Annotated in this window: 28 protein-coding genes; 7 read left to right on the top strand and 21 right to left on the bottom strand. The window is 61.0% G+C overall.

All coding sequences use genetic code 11. The features are described from left to right. Positions 1-109 precede the first annotated feature (109 nt). From Q0859_RS09750 to Q0859_RS09680, 15 genes are all read right to left on the bottom strand, one after another. On the bottom strand, positions 110-1,297 hold the full coding sequence (locus tag Q0859_RS09750; protein ID WP_299150385.1) for an aminotransferase class I/II-fold pyridoxal phosphate-dependent enzyme: 1,188 nt from the start codon (positions 1,295-1,297) through the stop codon (positions 110-112). 99 nt (positions 1,298-1,396) lie between these two features. After that, positions 1,397-2,698: an FAD-binding oxidoreductase gene (locus Q0859_RS09745; RefSeq protein ID WP_299150383.1), complete on the bottom strand. Its 1,302-nt coding sequence runs from the start codon at positions 2,696-2,698 to the stop codon at positions 1,397-1,399. A 44-nt stretch (positions 2,699-2,742) separates the two neighbouring features. Beyond that, the gene (locus Q0859_RS09740; protein WP_299151439.1) at positions 2,743-4,122 is read right to left on the bottom strand and encodes a glutamine synthetase family protein; all 1,380 of its coding nucleotides are present in this window, start codon (positions 4,120-4,122) and stop codon (positions 2,743-2,745) included. Positions 4,123-4,134: 12 nt separating this feature from the next. Further along, complete coding sequence (locus Q0859_RS09735) at positions 4,135-4,812, bottom strand: type 1 glutamine amidotransferase (RefSeq protein WP_299150381.1); 678 nt, start codon at positions 4,810-4,812, stop codon at positions 4,135-4,137. Positions 4,813-4,851: 39 nt separating this feature from the next. Beyond that, complete coding sequence (locus Q0859_RS09730; protein ID WP_299150374.1) at positions 4,852-6,186, bottom strand: glutamine synthetase family protein; 1,335 nt, start codon at positions 6,184-6,186, stop codon at positions 4,852-4,854. A gap of 50 nt (positions 6,187-6,236) precedes the next feature. Then, complete coding sequence (locus Q0859_RS09725) at positions 6,237-7,043, bottom strand: amino acid ABC transporter permease (protein WP_299150371.1); 807 nt, start codon at positions 7,041-7,043, stop codon at positions 6,237-6,239. Next, positions 7,040-7,921: an ABC transporter permease subunit gene (locus Q0859_RS09720; protein WP_299151436.1), complete on the bottom strand. Its 882-nt coding sequence runs from the start codon at positions 7,919-7,921 to the stop codon at positions 7,040-7,042. The genes Q0859_RS09725 and Q0859_RS09720 overlap by 4 nt, the downstream gene beginning before the upstream one ends. An 84-nt stretch (positions 7,922-8,005) precedes the next feature. After that, positions 8,006-8,728 (bottom strand): transporter substrate-binding domain-containing protein, encoded by a 723-nt coding sequence (locus Q0859_RS09715; protein WP_299150369.1) that lies wholly within the window; start codon positions 8,726-8,728, stop codon positions 8,006-8,008. A gap of 31 nt (positions 8,729-8,759) precedes the next feature. Then, positions 8,760-9,533, bottom strand: a complete 774-nt coding sequence (locus Q0859_RS09710; RefSeq protein ID WP_299150367.1) for an ATP-binding cassette domain-containing protein — start codon at positions 9,531-9,533, stop codon at positions 8,760-8,762. A gap of 123 nt (positions 9,534-9,656) precedes the next feature. Beyond that, positions 9,657-10,394, bottom strand: a complete 738-nt coding sequence (locus Q0859_RS09705; RefSeq protein WP_299150364.1) for a PhnD/SsuA/transferrin family substrate-binding protein — start codon at positions 10,392-10,394, stop codon at positions 9,657-9,659. After that, positions 10,391-10,825 carry a TerB family tellurite resistance protein gene (locus Q0859_RS09700; protein ID WP_299150362.1) on the bottom strand — a complete coding sequence of 145 codons (435 nt, stop codon included), beginning with the start codon at positions 10,823-10,825 and terminating at the stop codon, positions 10,391-10,393. The genes Q0859_RS09705 and Q0859_RS09700 overlap by 4 nt, the downstream gene beginning before the upstream one ends. A gap of 27 nt (positions 10,826-10,852) precedes the next feature. Further along, complete coding sequence (locus Q0859_RS09695) at positions 10,853-11,284, bottom strand: TerB family tellurite resistance protein (protein ID WP_299150360.1); 432 nt, start codon at positions 11,282-11,284, stop codon at positions 10,853-10,855. A 14-nt stretch (positions 11,285-11,298) separates the two neighbouring features. Then, positions 11,299-12,072, bottom strand: a complete 774-nt coding sequence (gene rlmJ / locus Q0859_RS09690; protein ID WP_299150358.1) for a 23S rRNA (adenine(2030)-N(6))-methyltransferase RlmJ — start codon at positions 12,070-12,072, stop codon at positions 11,299-11,301. 74 nt (positions 12,073-12,146) lie between these two features. After that, on the bottom strand, positions 12,147-12,782 hold the full coding sequence (locus Q0859_RS09685; RefSeq protein WP_299150357.1) for a ferric reductase: 636 nt from the start codon (positions 12,780-12,782) through the stop codon (positions 12,147-12,149). Next, on the bottom strand, positions 12,754-13,242 hold the full coding sequence (locus Q0859_RS09680) for a twin-arginine translocation pathway signal (protein ID WP_299150355.1): 489 nt from the start codon (positions 13,240-13,242) through the stop codon (positions 12,754-12,756). The genes Q0859_RS09685 and Q0859_RS09680 overlap by 29 nt, the downstream gene beginning before the upstream one ends. Before the next feature lie 150 nt (positions 13,243-13,392). On the opposite strand from Q0859_RS09680, the gene Q0859_RS09675 reads away from it, so the two are divergent. Next, positions 13,393-13,977 (top strand): hypothetical protein, encoded by a 585-nt coding sequence (locus Q0859_RS09675; protein ID WP_299150354.1) that lies wholly within the window; start codon positions 13,393-13,395, stop codon positions 13,975-13,977. 220 nt (positions 13,978-14,197) lie between these two features. On the opposite strand, the gene Q0859_RS09670 is transcribed toward Q0859_RS09675, so the two are convergent. Both Q0859_RS09670 and secG read right to left on the bottom strand, forming a co-directional pair. After that, entirely contained in the window at positions 14,198-15,841 is a 1,644-nt protein-coding gene (locus Q0859_RS09670; RefSeq protein WP_299150352.1) for a CTP synthase, read from the bottom strand. A gap of 157 nt (positions 15,842-15,998) precedes the next feature. Next, positions 15,999-16,367, bottom strand: a complete 369-nt coding sequence (gene secG / locus Q0859_RS09665; protein WP_299150349.1) for a preprotein translocase subunit SecG — start codon at positions 16,365-16,367, stop codon at positions 15,999-16,001. A 166-nt stretch (positions 16,368-16,533) separates the two neighbouring features. On the opposite strand from secG, the gene nthA reads away from it, so the two are divergent. The 3 genes from nthA to Q0859_RS09650 are packed head-to-tail and all read left to right on the top strand — an operon-like array spanning position 16,534 to position 18,127. After that, positions 16,534-17,151: a nitrile hydratase subunit alpha gene (gene nthA, locus Q0859_RS09660; protein WP_299150346.1), complete on the top strand. Its 618-nt coding sequence runs from the start codon at positions 16,534-16,536 to the stop codon at positions 17,149-17,151. Beyond that, positions 17,148-17,822 carry a nitrile hydratase subunit beta gene (nthB, locus tag Q0859_RS09655; protein ID WP_299150343.1) on the top strand — a complete coding sequence of 225 codons (675 nt, stop codon included), beginning with the start codon at positions 17,148-17,150 and terminating at the stop codon, positions 17,820-17,822. The genes nthA and nthB overlap by 4 nt, the downstream gene beginning before the upstream one ends. After that, the gene (locus Q0859_RS09650) at positions 17,819-18,127 is read left to right on the top strand and encodes a nitrile hydratase accessory protein (protein ID WP_299150340.1); all 309 of its coding nucleotides are present in this window, start codon (positions 17,819-17,821) and stop codon (positions 18,125-18,127) included. Before nthB ends, Q0859_RS09650 begins: the two co-directional genes overlap by 4 nt. A 92-nt stretch (positions 18,128-18,219) precedes the next feature. Here the strand turns inward: Q0859_RS09650 and Q0859_RS09645 are convergent, their stop codons facing one another. Further along, the gene (locus tag Q0859_RS09645; RefSeq protein WP_299150338.1) at positions 18,220-18,615 is read right to left on the bottom strand and encodes a DUF6524 family protein; all 396 of its coding nucleotides are present in this window, start codon (positions 18,613-18,615) and stop codon (positions 18,220-18,222) included. Between the two features lie 188 nt (positions 18,616-18,803). Here Q0859_RS09645 and Q0859_RS09640 point away from each other — a divergent pair, with 188 nt between their 5' ends. Together Q0859_RS09640 and Q0859_RS09635 are read left to right on the top strand one after the other, a co-directional pair. Continuing rightward, on the top strand, positions 18,804-20,096 hold the full coding sequence (locus Q0859_RS09640) for an adenylosuccinate synthase (RefSeq protein WP_299151433.1): 1,293 nt from the start codon (positions 18,804-18,806) through the stop codon (positions 20,094-20,096). Between the two features lie 10 nt (positions 20,097-20,106). After that, positions 20,107-20,322 carry a DUF2842 domain-containing protein gene (locus tag Q0859_RS09635; protein ID WP_299150336.1) on the top strand — a complete coding sequence of 72 codons (216 nt, stop codon included), beginning with the start codon at positions 20,107-20,109 and terminating at the stop codon, positions 20,320-20,322. On the opposite strand, the gene Q0859_RS09630 is transcribed toward Q0859_RS09635, so the two are convergent. Together Q0859_RS09630 and Q0859_RS09625 are read right to left on the bottom strand one after the other, a co-directional pair. Further along, positions 20,301-20,849, bottom strand: a complete 549-nt coding sequence (locus Q0859_RS09630) for a GNAT family protein (RefSeq protein ID WP_299150334.1) — start codon at positions 20,847-20,849, stop codon at positions 20,301-20,303. The two genes, Q0859_RS09635 and Q0859_RS09630, sit on opposite strands and share 22 nt — an antisense overlap. Before the next feature lie 71 nt (positions 20,850-20,920). Then, entirely contained in the window at positions 20,921-23,032 is a 2,112-nt protein-coding gene (locus tag Q0859_RS09625) for a hypothetical protein (protein WP_299150331.1), read from the bottom strand. A gap of 138 nt (positions 23,033-23,170) precedes the next feature. On the opposite strand from Q0859_RS09625, the gene Q0859_RS09620 reads away from it, so the two are divergent. Continuing rightward, entirely contained in the window at positions 23,171-23,890 is a 720-nt protein-coding gene (locus Q0859_RS09620; protein ID WP_299150329.1) for a thiamine diphosphokinase, read from the top strand. Here the strand turns inward: Q0859_RS09620 and Q0859_RS09615 are convergent. Continuing rightward, positions 23,808-24,761: a DMT family transporter gene (locus tag Q0859_RS09615; RefSeq protein WP_299150327.1), complete on the bottom strand. Its 954-nt coding sequence runs from the start codon at positions 24,759-24,761 to the stop codon at positions 23,808-23,810. The two genes, Q0859_RS09620 and Q0859_RS09615, sit on opposite strands and share 83 nt — an antisense overlap. Between the last annotated feature and the right edge of the window lie 25 nt (positions 24,762-24,786).

Below are 24,786 nucleotides of genomic sequence, written 5' to 3'. Positions count from 1 at the left end.
ATTAGGGGGCTCTGCCCTCCCGCCGGAGGCGGGGATGTATCATTAGGGGGCTCTGCCCCCGGGCATACGCCCTCCCCCGAGGTATTTGGGGCGAAAGGAAGATGTAGGGTTAGGTACCGTAGTTGCGCCGTGGTTCGGTTGCGTGGCTGATGGCCGTCAGGACGACGTTTGCCACATCGTTGAGCGTGTCGGTGGGCAGGTGTACCGGCAAGCGCACATCGCAGGCCCGCATCAGCATCGCCCGCGTTTGCGGCAGGTCCGGCAGATCAGGGATGAATTGCCAGTTCCAGAATGCGCGCGCGTTGTCCGCGCTGGCACCGAACACCTGCACCTTGACCCCGTTTTGTGCGGCGTGTGCGACAAACTCTGTGACCTGCTCATCGCTCATGTCGATCAGGTTGAACTGGATGGAGTCCGGCGCGCGCACTTCCCCCGGCAGGGGCGCGGGCACGTGAATATGGGCGCTTTGGTCGAGCAGCCGGGCGACATGGTCGTGATTGCGCCGCCCGTCCGTCACCCGCCGCGCAAGGTGTGGAAGTTGCGGGCGGATCACGGCGGCGCTGAGGTTCGATAGCCGCAGATTGTAGAGCGGCAGCTGGTTCTGGTGCGTGGCAAAGGCGTCTTGCAGCACCGGGTGTTTCTTCCAATTGTGCTCGTAGGCACCGGACATGATAATCGCCCGCGCAATCAGGTCCGCATCGTCTGTCACCATGATCCCGCCTTCGCCTGCGTTGATCATCTTGTAGGACTGGAACGAAAAGCAGCCCACGCGCCCCATCGTTCCGATCCTGGCCCCGTTCCAAGTGGTGCCAAGCGAGTGGGCCGCATCTTCGATTACCGGGGTGCCGGCGGCCTGACACAGCGCCATGATCGCGTCCATGTCCGAGGTATGCCCGCGCATGTGGCTGACAATCACGGCTGACACCTCCGGCAGTTTTGCGATGAAATCGTCGATGTCGATGCGGTAATTGTCACCGACCTCGCACAGCACGGGCAGGCAGTCGGCGTGGATCACCGCCGAGGGCACTGCCGCAAAGGTGAAACCCGGGATCAGCACGCGTGCGTCGCGCGGCAGGTCGAGCGCCTTGAGCGACAGGAACAGGGCCGCAGAGCAGGAGGACACCGCCAATGCGAACCTGCTACCCATCATCTGCGCAAATTCAGCCTCAAGCAGGCTGACCGGCGCGTCACTTGCGGCGGTGTAGCGGAACAGATCCCCCGAGGCGAGCAGGCGGTCGATTTCGGTGCGGGCTGCGGGGGGGATCGCTTCGGCGCTGTGCATATCCGGCAAGAGCATATTCCAGAATCCTTATTCCTTACTTTCGGATTTATTAAATCAGAGGCGGCGCGAAAGAAACAGTTTTGTGGGCGGCAGGGTCAAACTGGCGGATTATGTTCAGAGGCCCAAGCGGTCGCGCAGGCTGTACCACGTCATAGCAAGTGCCAGCAGGGGTGCGCGCAGCACCGTGCCACCCGGAAAGGCGGGGGCAGGGATTGCAGCCATGGTGTCGAACCCGTCGCTTTGTCCTTCAATCGCATCGGCCATCAGCTTGCCCGCATGTGTTGCCGTGCCCACCCCGTGCCCGGAATAGCCCGATGCCGACAGAATGTTGGGCCCAAGCCGGGCGACGTAAGGCAGCCGTTTCATCGTGATTGCGAGGGTGCCACCCCATGCGTAGTCAATGGGTGTGCCTGCCAGGTGTGGGAAAACCTGGGTCATGGGTTTGCGCACTTTGGCCGCGATATCGGTGGGAAAGCGGTAGCCATAGCTTTCCCCACCCCCGAACAACAATCGGTTGTCATGGCTGAGCCGAAAGTAGTTCACCACGAAGCGGCTGTCTGACACCGCGATGTCCTTGGCCAGGATGCGCGCGACGTCAGGGCCAAGAGGCGCTGTGGCCGCGATAAAGTTGTTGATCGGCATGACGCGTGCCGCAATCTGTTGGCTGAGCCCGCCAAGATACCCGTTGCAGGCCAGAACCACATGATCGGCATTTATGCTGCCAGACGCAGTGCGCAATCGGGTGGGTGTCCCTTCGGTGATCTGCGCGACGGCACTGCGTTCATAGATCGTGACGCCTGCCGCCTCGGCGGCGCGCGCCAGCCCAAGCGCAAAGCGCAGCGGGTGCAGGTGGGCGGCATCCCAGTCAACAATGCCCCCTTTGTAGGCGGGCGAGGGGCAGACGGCGTGAAAGGCGGCCTCGTCCAGCATCTCAACCGGATAGTCATATTGCGCGCCCATATGATCGGCATAGGCGCGCAAGTCGTCCACGTCCGCCGCGCTCTCTGCCGTCCATGCGACCCCGGGGCGCAGGTAACAGTCAATGGCGTGATCCGCGATCAGGGATTTGACCAGCGTCTTGGCTTCCTGCCCAAGCGCCCACAACTTGGCCGCATCCGCGTGGCCCAGCATCTTTTCCAGATAGGGTTGTTCGACCCGCTGGCCCGATCCCAACTGGCCGCCATTGCGACCCGATGCGCCAAATCCGATACGCTGCGCCTCAAGGATCGCCACGGAAAACCCGCGCTGCGCCAGATGGAGGGCGGCGGACAGCCCGGTATAGCCCGCACCGACCACGCAAACATCGACACGGGCCTCGCCATCAAGCGCCGGGCGCGGGTTCGCTATATCTGCCGTCGCCGCGTACCAGCTGTCGGGATAGGCACCCGCGCGGTCATTTGCGTAAAGCAGGTTCACCTTCGTTGTTCCCCAAAAATCCCCCCGGACGGGTGGGTGGTGATTTACACATTCAGCAGCAGATGTTCCCGCTCCCAAGGCGAAATTACTTGCAGGAACTCGTCATATTCGGCCCGTTTCACGATGGAATAGACGCGCGCGAATTCAGGGCCAAGAACCTCGTGCAGATCAGTGGCTGCGTCAAACAGGTCCAGTGCCGAGCCGAGCACGCGGGGGATATCACCATCCCCCTCATAGGCATCGCCCCTGAACTGCGCCGAGGGGCGTTGTTCGTTCACAAGCCCCAGATAACCGCAGGCCAGCGAAGCGGCGATCCCAAGATAGGGGTTGCAATCCATGCCCGCGATCCGGTTTTCGACGCGCCGGGCTTGCGGCTCGGAAAGCGGGATGCGGATGCCCGTGGTGCGGTTGTCGCGTCCCCAGGCCAGATTGATCGGGGCCGCGTGGTCTTTGACATAACGGCGATAGCTGTTCACGAAGGGGGCCATCACGGCCAGTGCGGCGGGCATATGGGTCTGCAAACCGGCAATGAAATGAAAGAACGCGTCGGTGTCCCCGCCTTGCTTGCCGACAAAGATGTTCTGCCCCGTATCTGCGTCCAGCACCGAGTGGTGGATGTGCATGGCCGATCCGGGCTCGGCTTCGATCGGCTTGGCCATGAAGGTTGCAAAGCAGTCGTGGCGCAGCGCGGCTTCACGGATCAGCCGTTTGAAATAGAACACCTCATCTGCCAGCTTGACCGGATCGCCATGGCGCAGGTTGATCTCAAGCTGGCCCGCACCGCCTTCCTGCGTGATGCCGTCGATCTCGAACCCCTGGGCCTCGGCGAAATCATAGATGTCGTCGATCACCGGGCCGAATTCGTCCACCGCCGTCATGGAATAGGCCTGGCGGGCTGCCGCCGGGCGCCCCGAACGCCCCGTCATGGGTTTAATCTCTTGCGCGGGGTCGAGGTTGCGCGCGATCAGAAAGAACTCCATTTCCGGGGCCACAATGGGTGTCCAGCCCTTGTCGTGATAGAGTTGGACGACGCGTTTGAGCACATTGCGCGGGCTGAAAGGGACGGGCACGCCCTTGCGGTCAAAGGCGTCGTGGATCACCTGTAACGTCCAGTCGCCCGTCCACGGAGCGGCGGTGGCGGTGCTCATGTCGGGGCGCAGGATCATGTCCTTTTCGATGAAACCGTCCTCGTCTGCGGCTTCGCCCCAGTCCCCGGTGATGGTTTGGTAAAAGATACTGTCGGGCAGGTGGAAATAGTCCTGCTTGGCGAATTTCGAGGCAGGCACAGCCTTGCCCCGCGCGATGCCGGGCAGGTCCGAGATGATACATTCCACTTCGTCCAGCCGCCTGCCTTCGAGGTATTGCTGTGCCGCTTCGGGCAGGTCCGGGATACGGGTGTCGGGAATGGCAGTCCTATCAGGGATGCTGGTCACGGCTCAGGCTCCTCGCTTGAGAAAGGCGGCCATGTCATCGGCAATGGCGGTTTGATCTATGGGCGCATCAAGGGTGGCGCGGGCGGTGTCGAGATGCGCAGTGGGCACCACGCCGGGGCCGCGATGGGTGGCAAGGGCCTCGACCATGGGGGAGCCGAATTCCGGGTGGGGCTGGATCGTCCAGATGCGATCCCCATAGACAAGGGCCGCATTGGCGCAAAAGTCGTTCGAGGCGATCACTTCGGCCCCTTCGGGCACTTCGACCACCTGGTCCTGATGCCAGGCATTCAAAGTGATGTTGCGGCCCCGATAGGAATACCCTTTGCGCCCCACGGACCAGCCGCCGCCGAATTTGACGACCTTGCCGCCCATGGCCTGCGCGATGATCTGATGGCCGAAACAAACCCCGATCATGGGTCGGTCTGCGGCATGGATGCCGCGGATCAGGTCCTCAAGCGGCGGGATAAAGGGGTGATCCTCATAGGCCCCGTGTTTTGACCCCGTCACAAGCCACCCCTCGCACGCCTCGGGGTTGTCGGGAAACTCCATATCGACAACGTTGAAGGTCTGAAAGTCAAAGCCGTGCCCGCCCAGAAGGCGCGCAAACATCGCGTCATAGTCCCCGAGATCGCCCAACACTTCGTCAGGGGCGTGGCCGGTTTGCAGAATGCCGATTTTCATGGATCACCTGAGGTTTACACCTCGTTGATAATGCGCGACTTAAACCGTGTCGAGGTAGATTTCAGTTTGCTCGTCCGTGCTCAACGCTGCCATTTCACGCGCCTCCTGCCGTTTGGTCATCACCATGTTGCGGATCAACTCGGCATCAAAGATACGCGCGGTTTCAGGGCTGGTCTCGAAGGCGTCGATGGCGGTGTCCCACGTGCCGGGCACCTGTGGCAGGTCCTGGGCATAGGCGTTGCCGGTGATGGGCGCGGGCGGATCCGTGGCATCCTCGATCCCGTTGAGTGCGGCCCCCAGGACGGCAGCGATGGAGAGATACGGGTTCACATCCCCCCCTGCGAGGCGATGCTCGATCCGGCGTGCTGCTGGCGGGCCAGAGGGCACGCGGATCGCGGCGGTGCGGTTCTCGTAAGCCCATGCGATACCGGTGGGGGCGTGTGCTCCGGGCACGAACCGGGCATAGGAATTGGCGTGCGGCGCAAAGATCAATGTCGATCCGGGCATGCCCGTGAGGCAGCCCTGAATGGCGTGGCGCAACATGTCGCTGCCCCGATCGGTGCCATTGTCAAAGATGTTTCGCCCCGCATGGTCCAGCACGGAAAAGTGCATGTGCAGGCCAGAACCCGCGTAATCCTCATACGGTTTGGCCATGAACGAGGCTGCAAAGCCGTGCTTGCGGGCCATCCCCTTGACGAGCATCTTGAACAGCCACGCGTCATCCGCCGCCTTGAGCGCATCGTCCTGGTGCATCAGATTGATCTCGAACTGCCCCAGACCGGCTTCGGAAATGGCGGTGTCGGCGGGAATGTCCATCGCCTCGCAGGCATCATAAAGCTCGGTAAAGAAGTCATCGAACTGATCAAGGGCGCGCAGGGACAGGATCTCGCCCGCGACGCGGCGCTTGCCGGACCGGGGTGAGGGAGGCACGCGCAGCCGCGCACCCGCATCGTCGATCAGGAAAAACTCAAGCTCCACCGCAACAACGGGCGTCAGCCCCTTGTCCTTGAACCGCTTTTCCACGGCGGCGAGTGCGTGCCGGGGATCGCCCATATAGGGGCGGCCATCCTCATGTGACATCCAGATCGGCAACAATCCGGTGGGTGTCGCAAGCCAAGGCATCGGAACAAATCCACGTTCGGTGGGATGCAAAATACCGTCGCGATCTCCGGACTCCATGACCAGCGGACTGTTATCGATGTCCTCGCCCCAGATGTCGAGGTTAAGGACAGACATGGGAAAACGGGTGCCCTCCACGCTCACCTTGTCGGCAAAGCGGACGGGCACGCGCTTACCCCGCGCCACTCCGTTCAGATCAGCCGCCGCCACGCGAATGGCGCGGATTTCGGGGTTCTCAACCAGCCAGTCGTGCATTTTTGTCTTTCATTGTTCTTAAAATACTCTCGCTGAAGGCGTCTTGGGGTTTAGCGGATCAGGTTGGGCCGCAGTTTTATTTTCTGGCGCGTATTGGCGGGCAAATGGCGATTGAGATGTGTGTTCACAAGGCCAAAGCAGCCGATAATCACCAGGGTCAGCAAGATAAAATACATCGCGAGGATCGGGTAGGGGATGAACGGATTGAATGTCTTGTCCGCAAAATAGCTTGCATAATAAAGCGCGTCGCCGCGTTGCTGCCAGGCCGGAAAGCCCGAGAAATAGACCAGCGTGGTGGCGTGAAACAGAAAGATCGCCTCGTTCGTGTAGGCGGGCCAGGCAAGCCGCAACATCGTGGGCCACACCACGCGGCGAAACCGCGACCAGCCGGACAGGCCGTAGGCGTCGGCGGCCTCGATTTCGCCTTTCGGGATGGATTGCAGCGCGCCATAAAAAATTTCGGCAGAGTAGGCGGCGGTGTTCAGAAACAGCACGATCAGCGCGCCAAGCCAGGCGGCGGTAAAGGGCGAAAAGAACGGATAGACACCCTTGAGGTTCAGGAACACGAAATAGGCAAAGAAGAACTGGATGAACAGCGGCGAGCCGCGAAACAGAAAAATGAACCACTCGGCGGGCTTGCGAAAGACGGTGCGGTGCGACGCCTTGCCCATCGCCAGTGCGGTCGCAAAGAAAAAGCCCAAGATCAGCGCGAACAACCCGAAATACACGTTCCAGATCATGCCCGATCCGATCAGCGTAAATTGCTGACAGAGCGTGAAATCCTCGCGCGGCAGCAGCCGCTCTCCGATCCCGATGGCGCGCAGGCCGTAATCGGCGATGGTCTGGAGGCAGCTCATGCCGCTTTCCTTTGCGCTTCACCGCCCGTGGTCGCCTGCCCAAGGGTCAGCCGGGCCATGATCCGGCCCAACACCACTTCGGAGGCACGGGTGAACAAAAGGTAAAACACCAGCAGTGCCAGGAAATACCACATCCGCCAATCGCCGTGCGGATATTCGGTAAAGCGTTCGGTCTTGGTGCCCCCCAACTCGCGCGCCCAATAGACGATGTCCTCGACCCCAAGCAGGAACAGAAGCGGTGTGGCCTTGATCAGTACCATCCATAGGTTCGACAGGCCCGGTAGCGCATAGACCCACATTTGCGGCACGAGTACGCGCAGGAAGGTCTGGCGCGGGCTCATGCCATAGGCCTCGGCCGTTTCAAGCTGTGCGCGCGGTACGGCCCGCATTGCCCCGAACAGCACGTTGGCGGCAAAGGCCCCGAAGACGATGGCGAATGTAAAGACGGCCGTAAAAAAACCGTAGGTCTCGTGGACCCATTGCGGGGCCGTACCAAGCGGCATTTTGGCCGCTGCACAAACCACGAAATCATTGCCCTGCCGGATCGGCTCGCTCCAGTCGGGGCAGAGCGCCCGGTGGCGCACATATTCAATCATCTGATCAAGCGCGATAACAAAGAACAGGAAAAAGGCGATATCAGGCACGCCGCGCACAATCGCGATATAGCCCTTGCCCAGCCACGAGAGCGGCGCAATGCGCGAGCGCGCAGCGGACGCCCCGGCAAAGCCGAAGGCCAGTGCCGCAGGGGCCGTAATCGCCAGCAAAAGCAGGACCGTCAGCACTGACGTATAGATCGACATGTGCTTGCCCGTCGTCAGATAACACGCCATCCACTGCCAGTCGGGCAGGAGGCTGGGATCTGTGCAAAAGCTGAAAATGGCGGGCCTCGTATCAGGCGTGGTCAGTGCATATTTTTAGAACAATGAAAGGGAGGGTGCATGACCCTCCCCCCTATCTTTGCTTTAGAAGCCGTCACCGATTTCCCATTTGGCGATCAACTCGTTCAGCGAGCCGTCTTCCTTCATCGAGGTGATGGCCGCGTTGAACTTGTCTTTCAGCTCGGTGTCGCTTTCGCGCAGGCCAAGGCCGATACCGCCACCGATCAGCTCTTCCTGTTCGAGCATGACCAGATCCGCGTCGGAGTCGGCGATGGGCGTCAGGAACGCCTTGTCGGCCAGAATCGCGTCGGCTTCGCCGTTTTTGACAGCCGCCACAGTTTCTTCGGGGGTGGCGAACTCAACGAGCGTGGCACCGCTTTCAGCGATGAAAGCGGCCTGGATCGTGTTGGCTTGGGCCGCCAGAACGCCATTTTCCAGATCCACGTCAGCCGAGGCCGCGACATAGGCGGATGGGTCGGGCAAAGTGTAGTTTTGCGTGAAATCAATCACTTCGTCGCGCTCATCCGTGATGGACATGCCCGCGATGATGGTGTCGTAGTTGCCCGAAACGAGATTGGGAATGATGCTGTCCCACTCGTTTGTGACCCATTCACAGGTCAGTTCGGCGCGCGCGCACAGCTCGTCGCCCAAGTCGCGTTCAAAGCCTGCGACTTCGCCGGCGTCGTTTATGAAGTTGTAGGGAGGGTAGGCACCCTCGGTGCCCATGCGCACGACCGCGTGGCCGTCTGCAAGTGCGAATGTGGCTGTCACGGCGACCGCAACAGTGCTGAGAAGAATGGATTTCATGGTTAGGTACTCCCGGTTTCTTGTTTTTGGGTTACGCGGCATGGGTGGATGATAGGAACCCACGCAGACGTTCGGATTTGGGTGCGCCAAACAGCTGGTCTGGCACCCCTTGTTCTTCGATCAGGCCCTGATGCAGGAACACGACATGGTCGCTCACGTCGGCGGCCAGTTTCATGTCGTGGGTCACGATCAGCATGGTGCGCCCTTCGGCGGCCAGATCCTTGATCACCCGGACGACTTCCTGTTCGAGTTCGGGGTCAAGCGCGCTTGTCGGTTCGTCAAACAGCAAGGCCTCGGGCTCCATGCACAAACCGCGCGCGATGGCGGCGCGCTGCTGTTGCCCCCCCGACAGTTGTGCGGGGTAAACATCGCATTTGTCCCCGATCCCCACCTTGTCGAGATAGCCGCGCGCGGCACTCTCGACCTCGGCCGGGTCGCGGCGCAGCACGGTCACGGGCGCTTCCATCACGTTTTGCAGGATGGTCATGTGGGCCCACAGGTTGAACTGCTGAAACACCATGGACAGGTTCGTACGGATGCGCAGTACCTGTTTGGGATCAGAGGGGCGGCGCGCGTGTGCGATGCCTTTCCAGGCCACGGGCTCGCCCTTGAACAGGACGTCGCCTTGCTGGCTGTCCTCAAGCAGATTGCAGCAACGTAAAAGCGTGGACTTACCCGACCCTGACGAGCCGATCAGTGACACCACATCGCCCCGCCTGGCCACGATATCGACACCCTTGAGCACTTCGAGCGCGCCATAGGCCTTGTGGAGATTTTTGATCTCGATAACGGGTTGGTCGGTCAAGGGGCAGGCCCATATTGGTTTTGTCAGCGGGTATATGGGCGCAGAATCAGTGCCAAGTCCACGGCCAAATACCGGAGAGTGCGCATGGATTGTACCACCTGACGCAAGGTGAGGCCCGAATGATCAGGGCATTGGAGGGATGGGCTGGGCACGGTAGGTCGCCTCGCTGATGTCGATCAACCCTTTGAGGTAAAGGATCGCGCGGTCCGCCTCTGACATGGCCTTGATCGCACGGGTCACGGCGCGGGCGATGGGTTTTGGGTCGCGGTTCAGCGCGGTGATCAGCGGCAGGCCGGGTGTGGGGGTGGTGCGCATGAATGTCTCCAGCCCTGCCGCTGCGTCGGGGTGCGCTGCGCTCCACATCAGATAGGTGACCGCATCGATGCCTGCATAGTCCGCGCGATCATCCAGAACCGCCTGGATCGAGGCGACGTGACCGCCTGTTTCCAACCTGTTTTCAGGGGTTTGGCCGATGGATGCTATCTGTGCAAAGGGGGCCGCCCATCCCGATTGGGATAACGGATCATTATAGGCCAGCCGCCCGGTGCGGGTGAGTTCACGCAGGTTGCGCCGATCTCCGCGGCGGCGGACCATGTAGCTGTAGTAATACCCAGGCGGGCAGTCACGCAGCCCGTAATCGGGCGTACCAACCAGTGTGACCTGCCCAAACAGGCGCGCCCGATATGGCAACCCACAGGTCTGGGAGATCAGCAGATCCGGCGATTGCCAGCCAGCCCACATGTCCGTGGTGCGGTCCAGCTCATCCGGCCCATAGCCCACCTCGGCCCGGATGGCGGTCCAAAGGCGATCATGTGCGGCATTGGTGTGCGGCATGTCGTACATGCGAAGGGATGCGATCACCCACCGACCCTCTGTCGGGCAAGGGCGCTGTCGCGGTCGGTGATGCCAAGCAGGTTTGAGACCAGACGCAACAACGCATCCTCTTCTTGCGCGCGTTGCCCATCGGCCAGCACGACCTTCCACAGCGCCTCGATCACGCCAAGGCGGTCCTCATAGGCGACCGCATCCTTGATTGCGCGGGTAAAGCGGACAGTGTCGGGGGCTTCGGCCTCCATCGCTTCGGCCTCGGTGCGCAAGTCACTGGCATCACTGGCCGAAAGCCCATAGCGATCTTGGGTGATCGTGTCGATCAGCCGCTGTTCATCGCCGGAATAGTCGTTGTCTGAGCGTGCAACACGCACAAGCAGTGCGGTCAGAGCCAAACGCGCATCAGCATCGGTGATGGGCGCAGGTTCAGGCTGGATCAGCCGTTTGAGAAGGTCTTGGAACATGGGTGCTACATAAGGCAGCCCGCGCGATTAACCAAGCGCGCGCGTCTTGATATCCGCGCTATCCGTCGGGGTGATGCCCATCGCGGCCTCAATCTGGTGCAGGCTGTCTTCTTCGATGGCGGCGTGTTCGCCATCGGCCAGCAAGACCTGCCACATCGACAGTGCAAGCCCCAGTCGGTCCGCGTAAGGTACTGTATCGCGAAGGATTTCGGCAAATTCGGGCGTGCCGGGCGCATGGCGTTCAAGTGCTTCGCAGGTGGCGCGCAGCTTGGCCGCCTCAAGCGGTTTCAGCTCGAACGTGCCTGATAGGATCTTGTCGATCGCGCCCACTTCGGCGGCCTGATAGTCGCTATCGGCCATCGCGATGCGCACCAGCAAGGCACCAAGAGCAAGTTGGGGCGTGGGTTCGGGCAAGGGCTGGGTTGTACGTGGGCGTTTGGGAAAGAGGCGTTCGAACACGGGGGCGGGACCCTTTAGCTGAGAGTGTCGAACCGAGTTTTCAGAATTGCAGCCTGCTCGGCAAGCCCAAAGGGCGGGCGAATGACGAACAGGCCTGATCCAATCATCCCGTGCCCGGGGCGTGCGGGTGGAAACGAGACCTCGTATCGCGCCCCGTCCGGATGATCGTTTTCCAGCGTTGTCAGCATCTTATGGTGCACACCTGATGTCAGGACCGGATACCACAAGGCTATGGTCCCGACGTTCCATGCGCGGGCGTATTTTTTGATATGGCCGGGGATAGTGTCGTAGTCGCCCTTGATTTCGAAACTGGGGTCGATCAGCATCAACCCCCGGCGCGGTGTGGGCGGCAGCATCGCGTGGCCCAATGCGAACCCGTCGGTGCGTCGGCAGGTTACGGTGGGCAGTGCCAGTTCGAGGGCGCTATGCTCGGTGGGATGCAGTTCGGCGATGGTGATCTGATCAGTATCACGCAAGCGTTGCACCGCGATCATGGGTGAGCCCGGATAGGCATTTTCCCCAGCTTCTTCAGTGGTTTGTCGCAGGGAGTGCATGTAGGGATGATCGCTGTCGAACCAGTGTTTGATGCGCGCAATCCCTTGTGCCGCCTCGCCGGTTTTCAACGCCTCATCCGCGTTCAGATCATACAGTGCGCGGCCCCCATGCGTTTCGATATAGCTGACTGGTTTGTCCTTGCGCGTGAGGTAATCCAGCATCCAGGCCAGCAGGCTGTGCTTGTGAACATCCGCCAGATTCCCGGCATGGTAGCTGTGTTGATAACTGAGCATATGGCGGGGTGTAGCGGAAAGTGCGGGCAGCGCAATGCTGATCGCTTTGGTCGCGAATCATATGATCGGTTACATCAGCCGCGGCGCGGCAGCTTGAGGTAGACCATCCGGGCCGTGGCCGCCCCCACCAGAACGCTCAGACCGATCTTGGTCACGATCTCCATTGTGCCGTCGATCAGCGCCACGTGGGCGACGGTGGTGGCCACGATAAGGACCGCCAGACTTATGTGCAGCGCGCGCCAGATCGCAAGCCGAAGGTGCCGCCGGACCACCGCCAGAGCGGCTGCACAGAACACCGCCCACATCGCCGTCACACCCCAGATCGAAAAGGGTGTGGGCGAGGACAACAGCAGTGCGTCGATCACATCCGGCGGGCTGGTGATCCACAACCCGATCACATGGGCAACCACAGCCCCCACCAGCAGCGCACCAACCCCACGATGGCTCTGTCGGGCGCGTATTGGATGCAGCCCCGGCAGCGCGTTTGTTGCCAAAAGCGGTTGGAGTAATAAAAGGCCCATTGCGAAAATACCGGCAAAGCCCGAGGCGATGTAGATCCCGCTGCGCCACGCCAGCAGAGGGCTGGCCGCCGCCGCAATCAGGGGCAAGGTCACGCCAAGCCCGACCCCGGCCCAGATTAGCGCGGGGCGCAGGCGCGTGGGTCCCTGACGCACCGCAGGTTCAGGCTGGTTGCAGCACGAAGGCAACATCCAGCGTCGTCTCGGACGCACTGCTCATCACGGGGCGCAGAAAAACGGTCTGAAAGCCGTTGTCGTCAAAATCGGCGTCATAGGCGAGGTGGCCATGGGCCTGCCCGAAGGCGGGTACGATCTGTGGCATGTCCATGGTGAAGACGCCGTTGGCATCTGTCAGGGTCGCGCCGTGGCTGCGCTGGTCGCGTTCGTGCCCTTCGGTGGTATGCGCCCACATCTGAATGCGGGCACCCGCGATGGGTGCGCCGTCGCCTGCGCGGCGGACGGTGCCGGTCATCGGGAAACCGCCACCGCCGATGCGTTCGACGATTGGAGCGCCGGGCAGATAGTTGTTCGCGCCACCGCGCATGGTCGGCGTGGGCGCGACCCCTTGGGCGCGGGCAGGGATGCCAAGGCCGGTGGTCAGCAGGGCAGCGGTGCCGGCCGCAAGGACCGTGCGACGGGGGAGGGGGATCATGGCGGGTCTCCTCGATGTGTGGCGGTTCTTCTTGAGGTAAGCGGATATCACGCCGGATAAACCGGGGTCACGGGGTCGTGAATGCGCAAAGAAAGCTTTATGGCGGATGTGACTTTACTCTAACTCGCGAACTCAAGGACACCAGCACAGTTGCAGAAGACTATCGACCAGCATTTAGATTCATTGACTAAATTCGCTACGCCAATTTATGCGACAACACATCCCTACGTCCCCAAAATCGACCATAGAACCACGTCTGCCACCCTGACCTTTATCCGTTTCAAAGGTCAAGTCTGGGGTGTAACATGCAAGCATGTCGCGCAAGAACGATTTGAACAATTAGAATCTAGAACGGGTCAATGGTGCATTGCCTCGGGGCGTCTCATTCAAAATTTTTCCTATATAGCTTCGGGCGAATTTCGTGATTCGTTCCTATATCCCAAGAACGGATCAGCTGATGTTGCTCTTTGCCCATTGGGTCACGTTTGGGATTTCTTCGAGAAAGAGGGATGTCAGGCAGCAGTAGTTCTAGACACCAAAGAGTTGCAGGACATGTTGAATGCTTCTACTCAATTTGAAACTGGAATTGCTATCGGTTTTCCTGATCGGGCCAAAGAGCTGAGGATAGGGAAAGAGGGGTTGAGATTGATAAAAAAGTGCACTCGACTTACCGGGCCCATTGCACCGAAAAGATATTCCAGACAGTGGATCTTTTGGGTTCTCAGCACCGAATAATCAAAGCATTTCACAGGATTTAAGTGGGATGAGTGGGGGACCAGTATTTGGTTTGCCCAAGATAGAAGGACCGTTCCAAGAATGGCAGCCGTTCTTTCTAGGCATTACGAAAATGCAGCCGTATCCTCGCGAAACTGACCCAATTCTACCGCTGGAATTTTGCGTTGTTGTGGAAACGATAACTCAAGAATTGATGTCCAGTTGGCTCGACTGATTTGGATCAGACGAGGCGGCTGACGTCCCGCGCTGCGCGCACAAAGTCCTGAAACAGCGGGTGCGGTTCAAACGGTTTGGATTTCAGTTCGGGGTGGAATTGCACACCAATGAACCACGGATGATCCGACCATTCCACGATCTCGGGCAATTTGCCGTCGGGTGACATGCCAGAGAAACAAAGCCCTGCCTTTTCAAGCTGTTCGCGGTAGGCGATGTCCACCTCATAGCGGTGACGGTGGCGTTCATCAATTGCCGTGCGCCCATAGACCTGCGCCACGCGCGACCCTTCAGCGAGCGTTGCATCATAGGCCCCTAGGCGCATGGTGCCACCCTTGTCGTCGCCCACCTTGCGTTCGACCTTGTGGTTGCCCTGCACCCATTCCTTGAGGTGATAGACCACAGGTTCAAACCGCTTTTTGCCCGCCTCGTGGTCAAATTCTTCGGAGCCAGCGGCCTTGAGGCCCGCGACATTGCGCGCGGCCTCGATCACGGCCATTTGCATGCCCAGACAAATCCCCAGATAGGGCACCTTGTGCGTGCGCGCGAACTCGGCCGCCTTGATCTTGCCCTCGGTGCCGCGTTCGCCAAAGCCACCGGGCACGACGATGGCGTGGAACCCGTCAAGGTGAGGGGCGGCATCCGCATTGTCGAACAGTTCGGCATCCACCCACTCGATCTTGACGCGGACCCGGTTGGCCATACCGCCATGGGTCAGCGCCTCGGCGATGGATTTGTATGCATCCTCAAGCTGGGTGTACTTGCCCACGATCGCGACTTTCACCTCACCCTCGGCGTTGTGGATGCGGTCGCTCACGTCTTCCCATTTGGTAAGGTCGGGCTTGGGGGCGGGGCTGATCTGGAACGCATCAAGCACTGCCTGATCCATTCCCTCGCGGTGATAGGCGAGGGGGGCGTCATAGATGGTCGACAGGTCCTGCGCGGCAATGACCGCTTCGGGGCGCACATTGCAAAACAGGGCCAGTTTCTCGCGTTCCTTGACGGGGATCGGCCCTTCCGAGCGGCAGACCAGAATGTCAGGCGCGATGCCGATGGAGCGGAGTTCCTTAACCGAGTGCTGGGTGGGCTTGGTCTTCAACTCGCCGGATGCCTTGATATAGGGCAACAGGGTCAGGTGCATGAAAATACACTGCCCACGCGGCTTGTCCTGGCTGAACTGGCGGATCGCTTCAAAGAACGGCAGGCCTTCGATGTCACCGACGGTGCCGCCAATCTCGCAGAGCATGAAATCGACCTCATCATCGCCGATATTGATGAAATCCTTGATCTCGTTCGTGACGTGGGGGATCACCTGAATGGTCTTGCCGAGGTAGTCTCCGCGCCGCTCTTTTTCGAGGACGGTGGAATAGACCCGACCCGAGGACACGGAATCAGTCTTGCGCGCGGCTACCCCTGTGAAGCGTTCGTAATGGCCAAGATCCAGATCGGTCTCGGCCCCGTCATCGGTCACGAACACTTCGCCGTGCTCAAAGGGCGACATCGTGCCGGGATCGACGTTCAGATAGGGGTCAAGCTTGCGCAACCGGACGGAAAATCCACGGGCCTGCAAAAGTGCGCCCAATGCGGCCGAGGCCAACCCCTTGCCAAGCGATGACACAACGCCGCCGGTGATGAAAATGTAGCGTGCCATAAGGTGGTGGTCTCCCGTGGTTCATGCAGGCAAAGGCCAGATGCGGGCGGCGCAAATGAACGCTCCCCACGGGGCCTCAGTATAACAGGATTCGCGTTCAGGGGGCAAGGCGTGCGCTAGATGATGTTATAGCGCGTTGATTGCCCTCAAGATTTCGTCAATCGGCGCTTGGCACCAGCGGGGCGTCGTCACCTGCGGTCGGCGGCAACAGATCGCCACCGGGCGGGGCAAGGTCCGCGTCGGGCGCGTTTTGTGCAGGCGGCGTGATGCCCAACTGGTCAATCACGGAGGTGCCGGATGCGTTGCGCGCAGCGATGATCGTCAGCGTGATCGACGTGATGATAAAGCAGATCGCCAGCACCCAGGTCACCTTGGACAGGGCCGACGCTGCCGAACGGCCCGTCATGGCACCACCACCGCCGCCGCCACCCATGCCCAGACCGCCCCCTTCGGAGCGCTGCATCAGCACCACGGCAATCAGGCCGAGCGCGAGGATCAGATGGACGATGAGAACGACGTTTTCCATGTGGGGGAATTGCCCTTTCAAGCTGCGCGATGGGCGGTATCTATGCAAGATCGCCCCCTCCCGCAAGTCGCCTTTTGCCTGTGGGCCCGTGCGGCTGGATATGGTCGGTCGGGGTGCGTGCAAAAACGGGTGGATATTTGGGTTCGACTGCCGCAAAGTTGGCACTATGCCCCATGACCATTCTGACCACGCTCACCCGCACAGCCTGTTGCCGTCCGACCCTGCGTTGCGGGTCAAGGCGCTTGAAACCATCCTGACGCAGAAGGGGCTGATCGATCCCGCCGCGCTGGACGAAATCATCGACACCTATGAAAACCAGATCGGGCCGCACAACGGTGCTCATGTGGTGGCGCGCGCCTGGACGGACCCGGACTTCAAGGCGGCGCTGCTGGCAGACGCGGATGCCGTCGTGTCCGAGATGGGATATTACGGCCGCCAGGGCGAACATATGGTGGTGGTCGAAAACACGGCGCAGGTGCACAACATGGTCGTGTGTACCTTGTGTTCCTGTTACCCGTGGCCGCTGCTTGGCATTCCGCCGGGATGGTACAAGTCCGACGCCTACAGGGCGCGGGCCGTGCGCGAACCGCGCAAGGTGCTTGCCGATTTCGGAGTGACTCTGCCCGAGGACACCGCCGTGCGGGTCTGGGATTCGACAGCCGAGGTGCGCTATCTGGTGTTGCCCATGCGGCCCGAAGGGGCTGAGGGGCTGGATGAGGCGGGTCTGATGGATTTGGTCTCGCGCGATGCGATGATCGGCTGCGCGCTGGCGGGCACTCCATGAGCCGGGTGCATGATATGGGCGGACGCTTTGGCGACGGGGCCGTGGTGCCCGAACCCGAGGGCGAGATATTCCACGCCGACTGGCATCCCCGTGCATTGGCCGTGACCGTTGCGTGCGGCACGCTTGGTCTGTGGAACATCGATGTGTCGCGCCATGCCCGCGAGTCGCTGGCCCCGATGGATTATGCGCGGTTTTCCTATTACGAAAAGTGGATGGCGGCGCTGGCTGATTTGCTGGTGGAAAGGGGCGCGCTGAGTGCTGACGAGTTGGCGCAAGGCAAGGCATTGGGGGACAGCCCCTTGGCCGCCAAACGGCTGAAACGCGATGCGGTTGCGGCCATGTTGGCAAAAGGAGGCCCTGCGGATCGACCAAGCACGGTGCCTGCGCGGTTTGTGCCCGGCGATACTGTCCAGATCAGAGCGCTGGCCGAAAACGTAACCGTGCCCGGTGGCCACACCCGCTTGCCCGGATACGCGGCAGGGGCCAAGGGGACCATCGTGCGGATGCATGGCAGCCACGTCTTGCCCGACAGCAACGCGCACCGCTTGGGCGAGGCCCCCGAGCCGCTTTATGCGGTGGCTGTGCGCGCGGTTGATATCTGGGCGCATCCCGAACATCCCCAGGACGAGGTAATCCTTGATCTGTGGGACAGCTATCTGGCTCCCGCATGATCCCCGAGCCCGTATTTGAGGCCCCCTGGCATGCGCAGGTCTTTGCCCTGACGGTGCATCTGAATGAGGCGGGCGTCTTCGCATGGCCGGACTGGGCCGCGCGGCTCGGGGCCACACTCAAGACGCACGGGCTCAGCAAAGACCTCAATGGGGGCGATGACTATTTTGCTGCATGGCTGGAAACGCTTGAAGCCTATCTTGCCGAATTGGGGGCGGCGTCGCCAGACAAGGTGAGCGAAGCGCACGCGGCATGGAAGGCGGCCTATCTGGCCACACCCCACGGCCAACCCGTCACGCTGGACTGAAAGACACCTTGCCGTTCATTGTTCAACAAATATGCCGGGGGAGGCCGCAGGCCGGGGGCAGCGCCCCTACTTAGGCCGTGATATGGCGCGTCTTACTCGTCCACGTCGTCCATATCTGCCTGACCCGACAGATAGCGGCGCACATGGCTCCAACTCAGACCAACCCCAAGGACAAGAGACAGCGCCAAGAGTGCCAACCACACGTTTAGCCCGGGATTGTCGAGCTTGAGCACGCCCAGATCATAAAGCACCCACAGGCCCGCCCCGACCACGGCCAGCACAAGGGTCATGCCGAACCCGCCAATCGAGCGCAGCGTGGCGCGCAGGTAGATGATGTATCCAATCAGCAAGAGCAGCCCCGCCAGCACCGCGATCGACAGGTTTCGCTGACCGAAGTCTCGGATCCACGCCACATAATTGTAGGGTGTTGGATTGTAGGTTGCGGCCAACAGCCCAAAGGCAAACAGCCAGCGCCAGAGAAAGCCCATATCGGTGATCCGTGCGTTGTTATGGGCGTGCTCATGCCGCGAAGTCGGGTGTGTTGCAACTGCGGGATGCCTCCGGCGGCGGTATTTTTGGTCAAAAGAAACATGCGCGCGGGCTTTGCGTCAGATACCGGTTTCGCATGCCGCACAGCCTCGCTATACGGGCGCGGGTTTGCATGAAAGGGATCAGCATGGCCAATGTGGTGGTTGTCGGCGCGCAGTGGGGCGACGAGGGCAAGGGCAAGATTGTCGATTGGCTGAGCGAACGCGCCGATGTGATCGCGCGCTTTCAGGGGGGCCACAATGCCGGTCACACGCTGGTCATTGACGGGGCCGTCTACAAGCTGCATGCGCTGCCATCAGGGGTCGTGCGCGGCGGCAAGCTGAGCGTGATTGGCAACGGTGTGGTGCTTGATCCCTGGCACCTGATCTCGGAGATTGAAACGCTGCGCGGTCAAGGCGTTGATATCTCGCCCAAAACCTTGATGATTGCCGAAAATACGCCGCTGATCCTGCCCATTCATGGTGAGTTGGACCGGGCTCGCGAATCCCAGAATTCCGTCGCCAAGATCGGCACGACGGGCCGCGGCATTGGGCCCGCTTATGAGGACAAAGTGGGCCGCCGTGTCGTGCGTGTGGCGGATCTGGCGGACACGGCAACGCTTGAATTGCGGGTGGATCGCGCGTTGATCCACCACGACGCCTTGCGTCGCGGTCTGGGGCTGGACCCTGTCGACCGCGATGGCCTGATCGCCAGGTTGAAAGAGGTGGCACCCGCCATCCTCGAATATGCCGCCCCCGTGTGGAAGGTGATGACCGAGGCGCGCAAAGCGGGCAAGCGTATCCTGTTTGAGGGCGCACAGGGGGCATTGCTGGATATTGATTTTGGCACATACCCCTTTGTGACGTCCTCCAACGTGATTGCAGGGCAGGCGGCCACCGGTGTCGGGGTCGGTCCCGGCGCAATTGATTTCGTGCTGGGCATCGTCAAAGCCTACACTACCCGTGTCGGCGAAGGGCCATTCCCGACCGAGCTTGAGGATGCGGACGGCCAGCGCCTTGGCGAGCGTGGCCATGAGTTCGGCACCACCACGGGGCGCAAGCGTCGTTGCGGCTGGTTTGATGCCTGCCTTGTGCGCCAAACCTGCGCGACCAGCGGGGTGAACGGCATTTCGCTGACCAAGCTTGATGTGCTGGATGGGTTCGAGACCCTCAAGATTTGTGTCGGCTATGAATTGGACGGCAAGCAGTTGGACTATCTGCCCACAGCCGCCGATCAGCAGGCCCGCTGCACTCCCGTCTACGAAGAGATGCCCGGCTGGTCGGAATCCACCGAAGGCGCGCGCAGTTGGGCCGAATTGCCTGCCAATGCGATCAAATATGTGCGCCGCGTCGAAGAGTTGATCGACTGCCCCGTTGCCCTACTTTCCACCTCACCCGAGCGGGAGGACACCATTCTCGTCCGGGACCCATTTGCGGACTGAAGGGGTGCACATGGCACTGTCGTACAAGACCCGAAAGCGGCTGGCTTTGGCAATTCTGATGCTGGGCGTGCCGCTTTACATCGTGGTGGCCGTGACGGTCGTGGGCTGGTTCGAGCGGCCCGGCTTTCTGGTTGAGTTGTTGATCTACATCATCCTCGGGGTGATCTGGGCCTTTCCGCTGAAAGCGGTGTTCAAGGGGATCGGTCAGCCTGATCCTGACGCCTGAGCAGCCTGCCACACTGATTTTTCCAACGCGTAGCACATCCACATCCCCGGTGATTTACCGAGGGAGCGTTCACGCGTTTCGATGTATTTTGCGCCCAGTTTGGCCGTCGCTTTTTGCGAGCGGATGTTGCTGGGGCCGATGTGGAACCACAGGCGGTCCACGTGGCGAAATGCGTGGTCCAGCATCAGGGTCTTAAGTTCGCGGTTGGTGGTGCCACCCCAATGCGCGGTGGTCAGAAAAGTGAAGCCGATCCCGATTTCGCCTGCACCTTCGGGGGCGGGGTAGTAGCGTGAGCAGCCGATTACCGCACCGCTACCCCCTTCCGTGATCACAAGGGTGCCGCCCGCATCAAGCAACATGTCGAAATAGGGGGTAAAGACGTCTGGCTTGTGACGATCCCGTGCGGGATGGCCGGCCCAGATCGCCGGGTCGCTGGCGGCTGCGGCGAGGGCTGCGTGGTCGTCAACACTCAGCGGGCGCAGACGCAGCGTCGGGCCTGTCAGAGTGGGTTGATCAGGAAATGCCATGCCGGTCACAGAGCATAAAAAAAGGCGCTCCGACAAGAGCGCCTTTTTTGTGGTTCTCGCGGTGGCCTGGGTCAGCCAGCGGCGCGTTGATCAGGGCGGTAGCCGATATCACCTGTCACGGTAAAGCGGCCCCCTTTGATCTTTTCGATCTTGCCGGCCCGGAGCAGTTGACCGAACGAGCGCAGCCCGTCTTCGCGGCTGAAATCGCGTTCCTCGACCTGACGCACCTTGCTCATCAACTGGGGACGCGAGAATTGGTCGCGACCCTCGACAAAGCTGAGGTAGCTTGCCGCCGCCTCAAGCAGGTCGGGCAGGGTGTGTGCGCCCATGTCCGAGGCGTAGTCGGCAAAGTTGCCTTCGTCCTCGGTGTCGTGGGTCACCTCTTGCACGGCGGCGACGCGGCGTGGGCGCACGGGGCCTTTGGGTGCGGTCTCAACATCGACGCGCTGTTCCGCCACGAGTTTCAGAGGGGCGGGACGTTCGGCAGAAGGCCGTTCGCCGCGGGTGCTGGGTGCGGTGGGCCGGCGGGGTTTGACCACCGAGGCCAGATCAGAGCGGAACGCCCCTTCTTCCTCGTCGTCCTTGCTGCCAATCCCGGCATCCGCCTTTTTGGCGGCCACAGCAGCTTTGAGATGGGCAAAGGCGTTGCGGCGGCTTGAGCCTTCGGGCTCGTCCATCTGGTTGTCCGCTTCGGCCATCAGACGCGAGACATCATCGTCGTTGACTTTGGTGTCTTCTGCCTCTGCCTCGGCTGCGACTTCGATGTCTTCGGCGATGCCGTCCTTTGCGATGTCATCCTCTGCAATGACGTCTTCCGCAACATCATCCGTCAGATCATCTTCCAGGTCATCTTCGAATGTGGCGTCCTGAGCGTCGGTGGGCAATTCCGCTTCGACCTGTGCAAGCTCGGCCAGCAATTCCGCTTCCTCATCCTCGGACAAGGTTGAGGTGGTGGTCGTGTCTTCGTCTGCGACTTCCTCGATCTGACCTTTGGCAATGGCGGCGTCGATTTCGGCGCGTTTGACCTTGATCACACGGGCGCGGCGCGCGGCGGGTGCGGCCATGTCCGCGTCTTCGTCGGTATCAGCAGCCTCAACACTGTCCTCAAACAGGTTTTCGTCATCCTCGGCGGTGTCCACCTCGTCCTCTGCATCGCGCGCCATCAATGCGGCCAGCGAGTCGAGATCCAGATCATCGTCGTCGTCCTGCGATGTCTCTTCTGTTTCCTCGGACAAGATATCGTCCGGCAGGTCAGATTGCTCAGCCACGGCATCGTCATCTGTGTCGAAACGCGCGAGGATCGACGAGATGTCATTATCGCCTTCTTCATCAGCGACATCCGCCTCAGCCGTATCTTCATCCGACTGCGCAGCCTCAATCGCCTGCGCCGTTTCGGCGACAAAGGCGGATTGGTCTGTGTCCGCGTCAATCGCGTCATCCACGTCATGGGACGGTGCGAGGTCTTCGGCGTGCTCGTCTTCGAACATCGCGTGCTCGTCTTCATCGTCCTGATGCTGAGACACCACGGCACGGATGCGTTGCAGCTTGGCTGCGATGCTGTCGGGCGCAAGGGCGGCGGCATTTTCCACGGCATTGCTGGCGTCTTGAGCACGCAACTCCGGGACCGCGTCTTCGGTGACATCGGCAAAGAATGCCTCGGCACTATCTTCGATGTCGGTGATGTCAGTGGTGTCATCGGCATCAATGACCGTGTCGGACAACACGGGCTCGGGTGTGATTTCTTCGACGGCGGGCGTGGCCGCTTCAACGATGTCCTCTTGAACCGGTTCCTCGACGTCGGCGTCGATCGCGTCCTCGGTGGTTTCAGTTTCTGCTTCCTGGACCTCGGCGATGTCCGGGGCCTGCTCCGGTTCGGGTGTGGCAACAGGGGCAAGCACGGCTGCGGGCGGCGCTTGGGCCACCTCTGCCTCACCCGCGCTCAGTACGATCCGGCCCTCGTCTTCGCGTGCTTCAACGCGGCGCGAAATCTCGCGTTCGGCGATTCGCGCCAGCATTTCGGCGTCGGGTTGCGGTGGCTCGGCCCCGAAATATCGATCATCAGAGGCCAGATCGCGGAAATATTCTGCAATCGCCTTCATCGTGCCGAAACTATCGTCAAAGCCTTCCAGCGTGCACGAAAACGTGCCGTAGGAGACTGTCAAAATCTTATTGTTATTTATCATCGGATGCTCGTCCTCTGCCGATTTGCGGAGGTTTCTATAGGGCGCAATGCCGGACCAAAGCGGCCCGAATCTGTGCCGAAGAGGGTATCATTTCGCGGCGACATTGTGATCTGTTTCCGAAAAATGCATTAAAAACCCATGACCAAGCGGATTGTTCACAGTTTTGACCCTATCACCCTGTTGGGCGGCGGTGAGGCGTCTGTCGCGGATGTCATGGACGCCGTGGCCTTGGCCCCCACTTGCGTCGCGGCTGATGGAGGTGCTGAGCTGGCGGACAGGGCCGACGTCGCATTGGCGGCCATCATCGGTGATTTTGACAGTGTGTCGCCCCAGACCCTTGCCCGCATTCCGCCTGACCGTCAGATCAAGGTCAGCGAACAGGACAGTACGGATTTCGACAAGGCCCTGCGCCACATCGAGGCCCCTGTGGTCGTCGCCGTCGGTTTTACGGGGGGCCGTGTTGACCATCACCTCGCCGTTCTTCATGGGCTGGCCGCGCGCCCGGAGCGCCCTTGTCTTGTGCTGGGGCCGAGCGAAATCACGTTCCTTTGCCCGTCTGACGTGACGCTGCCGACCGAGGACGGGGATACCGTGTCCTTGTTTCCCCTTGGGCCGGTGGGCGGTGTGTCAGAGGGATTGCATTGGCCGATCAAGGGATTGCGCTTTGATCCTGCCACGCGGATCGGGACGTCGAATATGGCCACAGGCCCGGTGATCTTGCAGATGGATGCGCCCGGCATGTTGGTGATCCTGCCCCGTGCGCGGCTGGCGGGGGTCATACGGGCGCTGGCGTGCGTGCCTCAAGCTGCGCGATGGCCCGCTCGCGAAACACGATATACAGACCCGCCCCAACCGTGATGCAGATCCCGATGGCCGCCAGCCCATTTGGCAGATCGCCAAAGATGGCAAGGCCGATGATCGTGGCCACCGGAATTTCGAGGTATTGCATCGGTGCAAGGGTCGCCGAGGGCGCATAGCGCAGCGACCATGTCATCAGCAGATGCGCCAGTGTGCCAAGCACCCCGATCGCGATCAGCTGGAACAGGGGCATTGTGAACAGGGATGTCCACTGATCTGCGGGCAGCGAGGTGTCGAGCGCCACGAGTTGCAATGCGGGCAGGTCAGCGCCTTGGGTCAGCCACAGTATGGGTCCCATGATCACCAGCGCCATGACCCCGCTGACCGCTTGCAGACCCACGGGGTCGGTATCCTTCGCGATCTGCCGGGTGACCAGCATGAAGAAGGCAAAGTTGATCGCCACGGCCAGCGGCAGCAGGGCAGGCCAGCCGACTTCGGCAAAGCTGGGCTGAACCACCAGCAGCGTGCCTGCGAACCCGACCACGCAGGCCCAAAGGCGGCGGCTGCCCACCTCTTCGTCCAGCACGTATTTGCCAAGGAGCATCATAATGAAGGGCATCACAAAGGCGATGGCGACGGCATCCGCCAGAGGCAGGAATTTGAGGGCCGTGAACATTGCCCCGATGCCGACGATGTGCAGCACCGTGCGCAGCAGGGTCAGCCATAACACCCGCCCCCGCATCCGCCAGGCCCGTCCCGTCACCCAGATCAGCGGGATCAACAGTACGACCTGAATGCCAAAGCGCACAAACAGCAACTGCCCAAGCGGGATGGACCCGCCCAACAGTTTTGCAAACGCGTCGCCCATCGGAGCCACGGTGCAAAAGCCCAGCATAAGCATGATGCCGAGGAAGGGACGATCCTGTGTCATTGCCGCACGGTAGCAGCGGATCGTA

Origin of the sequence: uncultured Tateyamaria sp. (assembly GCF_947497045.1) — a bacterium.
Classification (GTDB): Bacteria; Pseudomonadota; Alphaproteobacteria; order Rhodobacterales; family Rhodobacteraceae; genus Tateyamaria.
This window is presented reverse-complemented; position numbering and strand designations above follow the sequence as displayed.